Source organism: Chryseobacterium sp. JM1 (assembly GCF_000737715.1).
Taxonomy (GTDB): Bacteria; Bacteroidota; Bacteroidia; order Flavobacteriales; family Weeksellaceae; genus Chryseobacterium.
Window position 1 is genome coordinate 147,578 of sequence record NZ_JPRN01000011.1, and the last position, 13,398, is coordinate 160,975.

Genomic DNA, 13,398 nt, shown 5'->3' on the forward strand with positions numbered 1-13,398 from the left:
GAATTTTTATATAAAAAAAAGCCCTTTCGTTGGAAAGGGCTTTCATATTATTTTTTTCTGGTAAAATTCTTATTCTTAGGTTTCTTGAACCCTGTAGGAGTGCTTCCGGCCGGCTTATTATTGTTATTATTTTGAGGCTTAGGAGACCTTGGTCTTCCACCTCCAGCTGCCATAGGCTTGTTATTGGAATCTCTTTTCTGTGCGACCAGATTTTCAGTATGGAAAGGGTGATCCTTTACCACAGGAATTTTCTTCCCGATCAGCTTTTCTGTATTTCTTAAGTTTAAAAGGTCAAGACTGTCTACAAAAGAGATTGAAGATCCTTCAGCACCGGCTCTTCCCGTTCTTCCGATTCTGTGAACATAGGTTTCAGAAACGTCGGAAAGTTCGAAATTGATCACATATTTCAGCTCATCAATGTCAATACCTCTTGCAGCGATGTCTGTAGCTACCAGAATCCTTGTTTTTCCGGACTTAAAATTATTCAGGGCATTCTGTCTCGCATTCTGAGATTTATTCCCGTGAATGGCTTCTGCTGAGATATTGTCTTTCTGAAGTTTTCTGGCAATTTTGTCCGCACCATGCTTCGTTCTGGAAAATACCAGTACAGAATCAGCGATCTCGTTCTCCAGAATATGAGAAAGAAGGTTCAGTTTGTTATCTTTATCTACAAAATAAACCGCCTGCTTAATCGTTTCTGCAGTGGAAGAAACCGGAGTTACCTCTACTTTCACAGGATTATTCAGGATAGAATCTGCTAATTTCTGAATTTCAGAAGGCATGGTTGCAGAAAAGAATAATGTCTGTCTTCTCTGTGGAAGAAGTTTGATCACTCTCTTTACGTCATGTACGAAACCCATGTCAAGCATTCTGTCAGCTTCATCAAGAACAAAGATCTCAATATTTTTTAAGCTGATGATTCCCTGAGCGATAAAATCCAGAAGTCTTCCCGGGGTTGCTACCAGGATATCGATTCCTTTTCTAAGGGCGGCTTCCTGATTTCCCTGCTTTACACCTCCGAAAATAACGAGCTGTTTAAGCGGAAGATATTTTCCGTATGCATTAATGTTTTCCTCGATCTGGATGGCAAGTTCTCTTGTCGGCGTTAAGATCAGGGCTTTTATATGATTGGTTTTGGTCTTATTTTTTGATAAATTCTGTAGAATAGGAATAGCAAACGCCGCTGTTTTTCCCGTTCCTGTCTGTGCACATCCTAAAAAGTCGCTGCCTTTTAAGATTTCAGGGATAGATCTCTCCTGAATGGGCGTAGGGTTTGTATATCCCTGTTCCTCAATTGCTTTTGCAATAGGTTCTATTAAGTTTAGGTCTGTAAAATTCAAATGAACTGTTTTTTTTAATTTAAAATAAAATTCCCTCAATGTGAAGGAATTATACGGTGCAAAGGTAGTCTAAATATTTTTAAGCGGATCATTTTACTTTTGTCCACTGCTGGTTATGTCTCAGGTCTTCAATGAAGAGGTAGACTTTTCTCAGCTTTTCACTTCCTCTTTTGCCATAGTCTTCTACATTTTTGGAAGTTCCATCCGTAAAATTAATTCTCAGATAGGACGTGGAAAGATCCGTGATATTTCTTGATCCGTACTTATCCTGAAGGTTTTTAACATCAAGACCGTTCAGTAAAGAAACGAGCTTCTTGTAGTCAGAGTCTTTAATTACGGCTTTAAAAGTTCCTTCCCGTGGTTTTGAAAATTCTCCTTTTGAAAAATCTTTGGAGAAATTGAAGTGTTCTGCTTCCAGTATTGCTGTCCTGTCTGGATTAATGGTCATCGTGAAAATAGGGCAGGATCCAAAACATGCGCCTGCCTGATATTCAATTTTGGAATATTGTGATTCCGTTTTCTGTGTAGTGCAGGAAAATAAAAATATCAGTGCACAAAGGCTCAATACATATTTCATAGGGAATGGTTTCTCTGGGTTCTTTCAATAATTATTCCAAATAGAATTGGGTTCAGCAGTGAACTTATTCCAGAGATGAAACACAACAGCCTTTGGTGAATGATAATCGTATAAGTACCGGGTCAATATTCATTGATTCATAGTACTTTGTTCTCTTTTTGGCAGTGTTGTAATAAGAATAGCTCTTGATTTCCCCTTTGTCAAAGGATATTTTATTCTTGAAGAACAAAGGTTCCATATCAAACAGGATATTGTTATTGAAGTCCTTATCTGTATTGGCAATGTCCAGTTCAATCACTGCGACATTCGTTTTTCCTTTATGAATAAGGTTGTACTTGTAATGAATCAGATCGTTGTCTGCTTTCTTTTCCACCAATTCCAGTACCTGATCGGTTTTTGCCTTTTTTCTTTTCTTAATATCCGCAATTTCCGATTCCAAAGGAATATCACCCTTGAAATAGTCAAAATTTCCGGGCTTTATTTCTTTATTTTCGTCTTTGATCAGAACGGGAAGAACAGGATTGGTGTCTTTTTTTAAATTGTAAATGAACCCGTTTCTGCTGTTGTTAAAAGAAAGAACAGACAGGTCCGTGTCATTGGTATAGTATTCGATCACCTCATTTACTTCATTACTTGTACCCTGATCAGCAATTTTATTGTAGGTTAATCTTTTATTGAATTCAAACCTGAAAAACGCTTTATCACTGAAAGGTGCCGGTTCATCCAATCTGGGTGCTTCCACGAATGAATCACCCCCTTGAGCATAAGCCGAGGAGGGCAGAAGAAATGAAACAAAAATAACAGCGGGTGCTGTTATTTTCTTTAATGACTGTATCATCTTTTATCCGTGAAGTTTTTTCCAGACTGCGTCTTTCAGTTCTACAAGGCCTTCTCCCGTAACACCGGAGAAGAATAACGGTTTTCTGTTTTCCGGAAATTCAGCTGCGATTTCTTTTTTCAGCTCTTCATCCAGAAGGTCAGATTTGGAAATCGAAATGATGAAATCTTTATCCAGTAGTTCAGGATTGTACTCCGTCAATTCATTTTCCAGAATTTTAAACTCCTGAAAATGACTTTCAGAATCAGCGGGAATTAAGAATAATAAGATAGAATTTCTTTCAATATGTCTTAAGAACCTGTGTCCTAAACCTTTTCCTTCAGCAGCCCCTTCGATGATTCCCGGGATATCAGCCATTACAAATGATTTGTAATTTCTGTAATCCACAATACCAAGATTGGGGGTCAGCGTTGTAAATGCGTAATTGGCGATTTTAGGTTTTGCCGCTGATACAGACGCAAGAAGTGTAGATTTTCCTGCATTAGGAAAACCAACCAAACCTACATCGGCTAGAATTTTAAGCTCGAAAACCACAAATCCTTCCTCACCATCCATTCCCGGTTGTGCATATCTTGGAGTCTGGTTGGTAGAAGATTTGAAATGCTCATTTCCTTTTCCACCTTTTCCTCCAAGCATCAAAGTGATTTCCTGTTTGTCTTCAAGAATTTCGCCGATAATTTCTCCTTCTTCATTTTTAGCAATGGTCCCGATTGGAACATCGATATAAATATCAGCACCGTCAGCACCGGTCAGCTGGCTTTTCGCTCCGTTTTCACCACGTTCCGCTTTGATGTGGCGGGTGTATCGAAGTGGAAGTAAAGTCCATTCCTGAGCATTTCCTCTCATGATGACGTGTCCGCCACGACCTCCGTCGCCTCCATCCGGACCGCCTTTAGGAATATATTTTTCACGGCGAAGGTGGGCAGAACCTGCACCTCCGTGTCCGCTTTTACAATGGATCTTTACGTAATCTACAAAGTTAGACATATAGTTTGTGTTGCGGGTTGCGGTTTACGGGATTCGAATTTTTCCAATCCCGTACACCATATCCCGATTATTTAATTTTTTCGACTTCAGCGAAAAGCTTCTGGGAAATTTCAGCAATTTCTCCTACGCCGTTTACTTCAACATATTTTCCCTGCTGCTTGTAAAGTTCGGCTACTTCTGCTGTTTTAGTATAATATTCTTTAATTCTGATTTCAATGATCTCTACATTGCTGTCGTCAGATCTTCCACTGGTTTCACCTCTTTTCAGAAGTCTTTCCACTAAAGTTTTGTCTTCTACCACCAAGGATAGGCAGATATCAATCTTGTCGTTCAGTTCCTCTTTTACGATGGTTTCCAAAGCTTGCGTCTGAGCCGTAGTTCTTGGGTATCCGTCGAAGATAAATCCGTTGGTATCGGTTGGCTTTCTAAGCTCGTCGATCAGCATATCCGTCGTTACCTGATCCGGAACCAGTTCTCCCTTATCGATATAAGACTTAGCCAGTTTTCCAAGCTCAGTGTCGTTTTTCATGTTGTATCTGAAAAGGTCGCCTGTTGAAATCTGTTTTAAGTTGAATTTTTCGATCAGGTTTTGAGCTTGTGTTCCTTTTCCACTTCCTGGAGGGCCGAACAGAACAATGTTTATCATAATGTTGATTCGCTTGCAGCTTTCAGCAATACGCTTTCAGCCTTTAGCTTTTTTAGTTAATATTTACTTTATTTCGATTTAATATTTAAAGCTAATGGCTAGTAGCCAAAAGCTAGTAGCAGAAATTAATGGTTGATTTGTCCCTCTTCCAGTTGATACAGATTGGCAAGGTTTCTTCCTATCTCATCATAATCAAGTCCGTAACCAAGAACAAACTTATTTGGAATTTCTTTTCCGATATAATCCAGTTTGAAGTCTTTCTTGTATACATCCGGTTTCAATAGGAATGAAGCCAGTTTTACAGATTTCGGACGCTGTGTCTCTGTGAAATATTTGAATAAACTTTCAACAGTGTTTCCAGTGTCTACGATATCTTCCACAAGAATGATGTGACGGTCTTTCACGTCTTTAGTCAGTTCCATTTTCTGGTAAACGATCCCTGTAGACTCAGTTCCTGCATAAGAACTCATTTGAATGAAAGCAATCTCGCATTCACCGGGATAATATTTTAAAAGATCTGAGAAGAACATGATCACTCCGTTCAGAACCCCGATGAAAACAGGAACTTCATCCTTGTAGTCTTCATAAATCTTTAAAGCTGTTTCTTTTACAATTTGCTGAATCTCGGCGTCCTTCAAATAAGGAACGAAAGTTTTGTCGTGAACTTTAATGCTTTCCATAAAAAATTTTAGTAGTTGGCAAAGTTACGGATTTTTGATCAAAATCTTTTCTACTTTTGCACCCGATTTCATAATGCCCCGTTTAAAGAGAATGTATTAAAAATAATAGAGATATAAAATCTTTGATTACACTCAATTGTCCCGTCAATTCTACGATTGACTATCTTTACAAAGGAGGCGAATTCTGACCCTAATAATTTTGACCGATCTCGAAACAGGGTAAAAGCCATATGTTTTTTATCAGGAAAAAGAGGATTGGAGAGAAATTGCTATCTTTGCAGTTCCAAAACCCAATTATACAGACATGTAGGATTTAATTTCTTTTCGATGTTATCAAACAGTGACCGGTGCGTTGCTGATGTTTAATTATTACAAGAAATAAATCATGATCTTACTGCAAAATATGTCCTACGGGTTTCCGGGAGGAGACCTTCTGTTTCATTCTATCCATTTAACAATACCATCCCAAACAAAATCGGCGCTTGTCGGAAGTAATGGTGTAGGGAAATCTACACTCCTGAAAATAATTGCTCACGAAATTCAACCTTTAGAAGGAAGTATCACCGTGAAAGGCGATATGTACTATGTTCCGCAGATGTTCGGGAACTTTGATCATCTTACCATCGCAGAATGTCTGAAAATTGACCAAAAACTAAATGCCCTCCAAAAGATCACCAGTGGTGAAGTGGACGAAGAGTATTTTGAAATCTTAAATGACGACTGGGAGATTGAAGAACGCAGCCAAAGTGCTTTACATGAGTGGAAACTTGAAGATCTGAAATTAGACCAGAAACTGGAAAACCTGAGCGGAGGTCAGAAAGCCAAAGTTTTCCTGGCTGGAATTCAGATCAATACTCCGGACCTTATTCTATTGGATGAACCTACGAACCATCTTGACCTTGATGGCAGGAAATTATTATACAGTCTCATCGAGAGAACAGATGCCCAGGTTGTTATGGTAAGCCACGACCGCACGCTGCTGAATCTTGCGGATACTATATTTGAATTAAGCAATCAGGGAATTTCTGCATATGGAGGAAACTATGATTTCTATGCTGAACAGAAAGAAATAGAGGAGGAGGCACTTCACAATGATATTCATGCCAAAGAACGGGCTCTGAAAAAGGCCAAAGAAAAAGAACGCGAAACGATAGAACGGAAACAGAAGCTGGATGCAAGAGGAAAACAGAAGCAGGAAAAATCCGGAGTCGCGAGAATTATGATGAATACACTCCGCAATAATGCCGAGAAAAATACGTCCAGATTAAAAGGAGTCCATGCAGAAAAGATCAGTGGGATTTCCGGTGATCTCCGGGATTTGCGTTCCTCTTTGAAAAACTCAGACCAGATGAAAGTGAATTTCAATGATTCCAGTCTTCATTCCGGAAAAATACTGATCAGTGCTGAAAATATTAATTTTAAATACGGCATTGAGACTCTTTGGAAGAATACGATCAACCTTGAGATCCGTAGCGGAGAAAGAATTTCAATCAAGGGATCAAATGGGTCGGGCAAAACGACCTTACTGAAAATGCTGTTGGGTAATCTGAATCCGTCCGAAGGAAAAATGATGAGATCAGATTGTAATACGATATATGTTGATCAGGAATATTCTCTGATTAAGAAAGATATCAGTGTTTATGAATTTGCACAGGAGTTTAATGACGGTGCTATGCAGGAATCCGAAGTGAAAACCTTGCTGTCCAGATTTCTGTTTGGAAAGGAAGCCTGGGATAAAAAATGTGGAGTATTAAGTGGAGGTGAACGTTTACGATTGCTTCTGTGCGGACTTTCTATCAGCAGTAAGGCTCCGGATATGATCATCCTGGATGAGCCTACGAATAATCTGGACTTACAGAATGTGGAAATTTTAACGGCTTCTATTAAGGATTACAAAGGGACATTGCTGGTGATTTCCCATGATGAGATCTTTCTCGAGGAGATAGGAGTGGAGAGGGAGATTATTTTGGATTGAATGATATTCTGTTGATTTTTTCTCCCGCAGATTCCGCGGATTTCGCTGATGTTTGTGTTTTATTGGCTGTTGATTTAAACCTTATAGGTTTTTAAAACCTATAAGGTTTGAACGTGAAAAGTATTTACTATTGGATTATCGCAACGGCACAAGGGATGATTAAAAGAGTGTTAAGGCGCAAGAAAATCAAGATTTTCAGCAGGGTTGGATAGGTAAATAAGTATTCAGTTAGTGGTATTCAATTTTATCGGAGATGAAATTTTTACTTTTTTGTCATTGCGAGGAGTGCAACGACGAAGCAATCTTATGCTCTATATTTTGATGATGTGAATTAGATTGCTTCGCCTGCGGCTCGCAATGACAAATGTCAACATTGAAATTTTCTATGAACCAACTTATTTAAATAGAATTAGAGAATCCGGCAATCCATTTGTAAAAGTGCAGTAATGTTTAGCTTTATAAATACTTTGAAATCCACTGAGATATTTCATTGATAACCTCTTGTCTGATTTCCTCATTTAATATCTCGTGGCGCATCTCGGGATAGATTTTCACGCTGACATCTTTAAATCCGTCCTGCTTTAGATACCCGACGGTTTTCATCACTCCTTTGCTGAAATCTCCGATAGGATCATTCTGACCACTCACAAACAGAAGAGGGAAGGATTTTGGAATAGAAACTGCCCAGTTTCTTGCTGTAGCTTTTTTGTAAATACTGAATAAGGCATAAAAAGCATTATTGGTAAAAGGAACTCCGCAGAGCTCATCTTTTGCAAATGCTTTTCTGTTGGCCGGGTTCAGGCTCAGCCAGCTTGTATCACTGAAGTCTTTGTCGTTCTTAAAAGATTTATTATTGACCGTATTAAAAAGAGTATTGAGATAAGTAGGATAGTGAGGTGCTATTTTGTTGGCCAACGATAGATAACCGTTGATTAAGTTGATGCCTGCCAAAGGACCTCCGGTTCCGGTGATGATTGCTCCATTAAATTTACCTCCGGCTCTCTGAAGAAGGCAGCGTGTCACAAATGATCCCATAGAATGCCCAAGAACAAAATGAGGAACATCCGGATATTGTTGTATAAGATGGTCGCCCATTGCTTCAGCGTCGGAAATAAGTTTTTCATCCGGTTGCTTAAGCTGGAAAAACCCGATGCCTTTTTTCTCCTTCACCGATTTTCCGTGTCCTAAATGGTCATAGGTAAGTACGGCTATTCCCTGATCTGCAAAATAAGTTGCTATTTCAGCATATCTTCCGCTGTGCTCCTGCATGCCGTGTATGATGAGCAAAGTGGCTTTTACGGGAACTTCATTGGGCGTGAAAAGGGTGTGGAAGAGCTTTGTTTCGCTGGTGGGAGATGGGGAAAGGAAGGATGATGTTTGGGATGATCTCATGGTGGAAGGAACTATGGTTATTTTGGAATACGACCAAAGATAGTGAATAAATAAATTTGATTAAAGGTCAAAGGTTTATGATCTATTCATCTAATCTGCTTGAAATATCCATTTGCTGATGAAGGATTTTGATGATTTCAATTTCATTTTCTTTCAAATTGATTTTATAAAATATAAAATGCGATTTTACTCTTGATCTGAAGTACTCTTTTCTGATTTTACTGTAATTTTTGGTATTTAACCCAAAGGTAAATCTGAAGATGACTTATCATATAAATTACACAAACGGGTAATTGACTCACAAGTTACTTCAATCTAATTTAGTATCAACAAAAGTAGAGTGGCAGAACACGATTTGTCAGATATTAATCTGCAAAATAATTCATGTTTTACATTAAAAAACTAACGATTAAAAATTATTACCTATGAAAAAACCAATTTTAGGAAAACAGACTTTTCTTCCGGAGAACACGGAAAGACTTCAGGCATTTGAAAATTTTATGGCCAAAAATTACAGCTATGATTTTGATAGCCGCCCATTGTATACAGGCCGTTATTTTATAATTCTGGATGAGAAACAGCCTTTCAGTAATATCTCAGAATTATTACGAAATAATATGGGGCTTAGCGTTGCAAGTTCCAATGATTTTAGGAATGAGCCTATTACGGAAGCAAAACTAGCAGATGCTGATGTTTTATTTTACAATGAATTAGGAATTGCCCTTGTTGGCGGAGACAGTGAACAGATTAAAATACTGGAAGAAACATCAGACAGAGGTTTTTATCTGGAACCGGAAAAAATTGTATATGTTCCGGATGAAGTTCCATCTGTTATTTCAGCACCACAGGCAACCTGGGGAATCATGCAAACAAAAAGTGATATCTCAAATTACACAGGAAAAGACGTTAAAATTGCTGTACTGGATACAGGATTTGATTATGAGCATCCTGATTTTATCGGGCGGAATATTCAGACTTATTCATTTGTTCCAGACGAGGAGGTAGATGATTTACACGGACACGGAACTCACTGTATAGGAACTGCATGCGGAAATACCAATGATACCGGAGTTCGGTATGGTGTTGCAAAAGATTCGGCTATCTATGCCGGGAAAGTCTTAAATAATGAAGGAAGTGGCGCGCAGGCATGGATTGTTAATGGCATGGATTGGGCCGCCAATAACGGCTGCAAGGTTATCTCTATGTCTTTGGGTTCGCCAATATTTCCCGGACAGGGATATGATCCTGTATATGAAAAAACAGGGATGAATGCGCTTTCAAAAGGTGCGGTGGTAGTGGCCGCTGCAGGCAATGAAAGCAGACGGGCATGGAATCAGTTTAATCCGGTTGGAAGCCCTGCCAACTGTCCTTCGGTTCTTGCTGTTGCAGCATTAGACTCAGGAAATAATCTGGCCAATTTTTCGAACAGGCATATTAACCCATATGGTGAAGTAGATATTGCATGCGCTGGAGTTGATATATATTCTTCATGGCCCATGCCGATGGGATACAGAACTATTTCGGGCACGAGTATGGCCACTCCGCATGTAGCCGGAATTTTAGCCCTTTTGTGGGAGAAATATCCTTCTGCTTCCCCTTACGAGATCATTAGTGAACTGAAAAGAATATCCCAAAAGTTGCCTTTACCGGCAATGGATATCGGATCAGGTTTTGCGGTAGCCCCTTAAACCATCATATGAAATCAAACATCGTTCTGACAATCAGCGACAGTAATATTCATCATATGGATAGTATTGTAGACAAACTGGAAGAATTAGGCATGTCCGTAGATAATACTTTTGAGTTTGGTGTCATTGTAGGGACTATGGAGCACAGTGATATAAAAGAACTGAAAACAGTGAAAGAAATAGAATCATTTACTGTTGATGCACAGGTAAATATACCACCTCCAGATGAAGATATACAGTGAGTATTTATGATCGGTCATTTTTTTTCGGACAAGAATTATAATATAAACCAGGGATTGGATGTCCATCAACAGGAATACAGTCTCTGGTTTTATGTCATTGGAGAACTTATAAAACTACTTTTACTTAAAATAAAATCCTCCCATAATTTGCCCACCCTATTTTTAAAAAGTAATTTTGCATGAATCTAAAATAAAAGAAAAATATGTCAACTTACGTAGTTGTAGGTCTTCAATATGGAGATGAAGGTAAAGGAAAAATCACGGATGTTTTATCAGCTAAATCGGATTATGTCGTTCGTTTCCAGGGTGGAGACAACGCTGGTCACACGGTTTATGTGGGTGAAGAGAAATTTGTTTTGCACCTTCTCCCTTCAGGAGTTCTACAGTGCAAAGGGAAGTGTATCATTGCGAACGGAGTAGTGGTAAACCCAAAATCTTTCATTAAAGAAGTTGGCCAGATTGAAAGCAAAGGCTTGAAAACTGACCACATTTTTATCAGCAGAAGAGCGCATGTGATCATGCCTTATCACATTCTTTTGGATACTTACCGTGAAGAAGAACACGGAGGTACGCAAATCGGAACCACTAAAAAAGGAATCGGACCTTGCTACGAAGATAAAATTTCAAGAGTGGGAATCAGAATGATCGACCTTTTAAATCCTGAAATTTTAAGAGACAAAATTGAGAAAAACTTAAAAATTAAAAACTCTCTTTTCGAAAAATATTACGGAAAACCGACTTTAGATGTTGAAGAAATCTACAATGAATTTTTAGAGCTTGGAAAACAGCTTCAGGACAGAATCGTAGATACGGAAGTTGAATTGAATGAAGCCATCAGAGACGGTAAAAACGTTCTTTTTGAAGGAGCTCAGGCATTGATGCTTGATATCGACTTCGGAACCTATCCGTACGTAACTTCATCTTCTCCGTCTACAGGAGGAGTTTGTACAGGAGCAGGAGTTCCGCCAACGTCACTTCAAAACCTTATCGGGGTTGCAAAAGCATACTGTACAAGAGTTGGAAACGGACCTTTCCCATCTGAGCTTGATAATGAATTAGGCGAAAAGATCAGACAGATCGGTGGTGAATTCGGAGCTACAACAGGAAGACCAAGAAGAACAGGTTGGTTAGACCTTGTTTCTTTAAAGCACGCCTGTATGATCAACGGGATCAACAACCTTGTTATCACTAAATTAGACGTTCTTACAGGAATCGAAAACCTGAAAATCGTAACGCATTATAAGACAGAAGACGGAAAAATCATTGATTATTTCACTTCTTCAACGGAGAAATTGTACAACTACGAGCCGATCTATCAGGATCTGCCAGGTTGGAACGAAGATCTTACCAAAGTAAGAAGCTACGACGAACTTCCTGACAACGCTCAGAAATACATCGAGTTCATCGAGAAATACCTGGGAATCAATGTATACTTAGTTTCTGTAGGCCCTGAAAGAAGCCAGAACATCATCAGAAAAGAATTATTCTAAGAATAATCCAACAATAGAAAAAGCCGTTTCATCACTGATGGAACGGCTTTTTTATGTTAATGTTGATTGCTGTTTTTGCTGAGTGAAACACCCTTGCGAACGAAAATATTTTATGAACTCATTTCAGCCAGACATTTATTATATCCTTTCAGAGTTGGAAAAGCGCAAAGGAATGCAAAGCTTGACCAAAATGAGGATAAATTTAAGGCGCAGGAAAATCCAAGATTTTCAGCAACTTTATTGGCGTTTATTAAACGGCCTACAATTTTATCGGAGATAAAATCCTCGCGCCTTAAAGCATTCGAATTAGAAAAAAACTTGCGTTCCTTTGCGCTTTTCCAACTCAAAAGTTTAAACAAGTTACAGGTTTAATTTGAAAAAATTGCGATCGTAACGTTGTATGTTATTGGGAATTAAATTCTATCCCTCTGTTACCACTGCATCACGGTCTCCATCCTCTTGCTTTCCTTCCTGTATCATTTCCTCAGCCTCAGCTTTTTCTTCTGTAGTAGCTTCTTCTACTTTATCTTCCTGGTCGTCGTTGTGATGATCAATAAAAAATTCACAGTACACCGGAAGATGGTCGGAACCGAAGTTTTCAAGAGTTTTAAGTTCTTTGATGAAAATATCTTCACTGTGGAACATTAAGTCAATCGGAAATCTCAGCAGAAGGTACTTGGCGTGAAAGGTAGAGACAAAGGAATGCCCTATTCTCGGATCAATCAGATGACTGGTTTTTCTGAATAATATGGATGATTTTGACCATGCCACATTATTGAAATCTCCAACAACAATCACAGGTTCTTTGATGTCTTTCACCCGTTTCGCAGCACTTAATAAGTCTCCGTCTCTTTCTTTTGAAGTTTCCTCTTCTGTAGGACTTGGCGGCGGCGGATGCACCCCAAAAAAGACAAATGAAAAACCATCTTCCGTCTTCAGATGAACTTCAATACTCGGAATATCATCAGCCACAAAATAATGCGTCTGTGCACTTTTAATCTCAAGTTTTGAGTAGAAATGCATGCCGTACGTGTTTTCAAGTGTCACTTTATGATGAAACGGATAGTCTTTTTCAAGAACGGTCATCGCTTTTTCCCAGTCGCCATTACTTTCCATCGTCATAAAGACCTCGGGTTTATGTTTTTCAATAAGTTGAATAAACCGGTTGTATTCCTTATTGAACTGGTACACATTAGCGGAAATAAAATGTATTTTTTTAGAAGACTGATGACGCTGTTTATATTTTTTTACCGGATATAGCGGGGTGTATTTGACCAACGTCACCCCATGATGGACAAACAGTAAGAGCAAAAGCCCCTGTCCGTACCAGAAATTTTGAGGATGATCAATCAGAAAGCCTATAACAAATGTAATCACAACAACATACGTGATCTGGATCTTGCCAAATTCCGGAACTCTGAATACCCAATGTGCATTTTGGATTTTAGGAAGTATGGTTAACAGAACCAGTAATGCAATTAAAAACAAATAAATTCCCCACATAATATCAAATAAACGGATAAAAATAATCTATTTCCAGGTA

13 protein-coding genes are annotated in these 13,398 nt (G+C 38.8%); 4 read left to right on the top strand and 9 right to left on the bottom strand.

Annotated features, from left to right (window positions below):
* Nucleotides 1-47: 47 nt before the first annotated feature.
* From IW22_RS17510 to IW22_RS17535, 6 genes are all read right to left on the bottom strand, one after another.
* Nucleotides 48-1,340: a DEAD/DEAH box helicase gene (locus IW22_RS17510; protein ID WP_034729144.1), complete on the bottom strand. Its 1,293-nt coding sequence runs from the start codon at nt 1,338-1,340 to the stop codon at nt 48-50.
* A gap of 88 nt (nt 1,341-1,428) precedes the next feature.
* Nucleotides 1,429-1,917 carry a DUF6438 domain-containing protein gene (locus IW22_RS17515; RefSeq protein WP_034728918.1) on the bottom strand — a complete coding sequence of 163 codons (489 nt, stop codon included), beginning with the start codon at nt 1,915-1,917 and terminating at the stop codon, nt 1,429-1,431.
* Nucleotides 1,918-1,981: 64 nt separating this feature from the next.
* A complete protein-coding gene (locus IW22_RS17520) occupies nt 1,982-2,755 on the bottom strand; it encodes a hypothetical protein (protein WP_034728919.1) in 774 nt (257 codons plus the stop codon).
* A gap of 3 nt (nt 2,756-2,758) precedes the next feature.
* Complete coding sequence (gene obgE / locus IW22_RS17525) at nt 2,759-3,742, bottom strand: GTPase ObgE (RefSeq protein ID WP_034728920.1); 984 nt, start codon at nt 3,740-3,742, stop codon at nt 2,759-2,761.
* A gap of 67 nt (nt 3,743-3,809) precedes the next feature.
* The gene (locus IW22_RS17530) at nt 3,810-4,388 is read right to left on the bottom strand and encodes an adenylate kinase (protein WP_034728921.1); all 579 of its coding nucleotides are present in this window, start codon (nt 4,386-4,388) and stop codon (nt 3,810-3,812) included.
* Between the two features lie 125 nt (nt 4,389-4,513).
* Complete coding sequence (locus IW22_RS17535; protein ID WP_034728922.1) at nt 4,514-5,068, bottom strand: phosphoribosyltransferase; 555 nt, start codon at nt 5,066-5,068, stop codon at nt 4,514-4,516.
* Between the two features lie 385 nt (nt 5,069-5,453).
* Here IW22_RS17535 and IW22_RS17540 point away from each other — a divergent pair, with 385 nt between their 5' ends.
* Nucleotides 5,454-7,043 (top strand): ABC-F family ATP-binding cassette domain-containing protein, encoded by a 1,590-nt coding sequence (locus tag IW22_RS17540; RefSeq protein ID WP_034728923.1) that lies wholly within the window; start codon nt 5,454-5,456, stop codon nt 7,041-7,043.
* 456 nt (nt 7,044-7,499) lie between these two features.
* On the opposite strand, the gene IW22_RS17545 is transcribed toward IW22_RS17540, so the two are convergent.
* Together IW22_RS17545 and IW22_RS24050 are read right to left on the bottom strand one after the other, a co-directional pair.
* Nucleotides 7,500-8,435, bottom strand: a complete 936-nt coding sequence (locus IW22_RS17545) for an alpha/beta fold hydrolase (protein WP_034728924.1) — start codon at nt 8,433-8,435, stop codon at nt 7,500-7,502.
* Nucleotides 8,436-8,517: 82 nt separating this feature from the next.
* Nucleotides 8,518-8,697 (bottom strand): type II toxin-antitoxin system RelE/ParE family toxin, encoded by a 180-nt coding sequence (locus IW22_RS24050; RefSeq protein ID WP_081873974.1) that lies wholly within the window; start codon nt 8,695-8,697, stop codon nt 8,518-8,520.
* 163 nt (nt 8,698-8,860) lie between these two features.
* Here IW22_RS24050 and IW22_RS17550 point away from each other — a divergent pair, with 163 nt between their 5' ends.
* The 3 genes from IW22_RS17550 to IW22_RS17560 all read left to right on the top strand — a co-directional run bounded on the left by IW22_RS17550 (nt 8,861) and on the right by IW22_RS17560 (nt 11,855).
* The gene (locus tag IW22_RS17550) at nt 8,861-10,123 is read left to right on the top strand and encodes a S8 family serine peptidase (RefSeq protein ID WP_051891285.1); all 1,263 of its coding nucleotides are present in this window, start codon (nt 8,861-8,863) and stop codon (nt 10,121-10,123) included.
* A gap of 8 nt (nt 10,124-10,131) precedes the next feature.
* On the top strand, nt 10,132-10,365 hold the full coding sequence (locus tag IW22_RS17555) for a hypothetical protein (protein ID WP_034728927.1): 234 nt from the start codon (nt 10,132-10,134) through the stop codon (nt 10,363-10,365).
* Between the two features lie 203 nt (nt 10,366-10,568).
* Nucleotides 10,569-11,855: an adenylosuccinate synthase gene (locus tag IW22_RS17560; RefSeq protein WP_034728930.1), complete on the top strand. Its 1,287-nt coding sequence runs from the start codon at nt 10,569-10,571 to the stop codon at nt 11,853-11,855.
* Nucleotides 11,856-12,275: 420 nt separating this feature from the next.
* Here IW22_RS17560 and IW22_RS17570 read toward each other — a convergent pair whose 3' ends face one another.
* Nucleotides 12,276-13,358 carry an endonuclease/exonuclease/phosphatase family protein gene (locus IW22_RS17570; protein ID WP_034728937.1) on the bottom strand — a complete coding sequence of 361 codons (1,083 nt, stop codon included), beginning with the start codon at nt 13,356-13,358 and terminating at the stop codon, nt 12,276-12,278.
* Nucleotides 13,359-13,398: the final 40 nt, after the last annotated feature.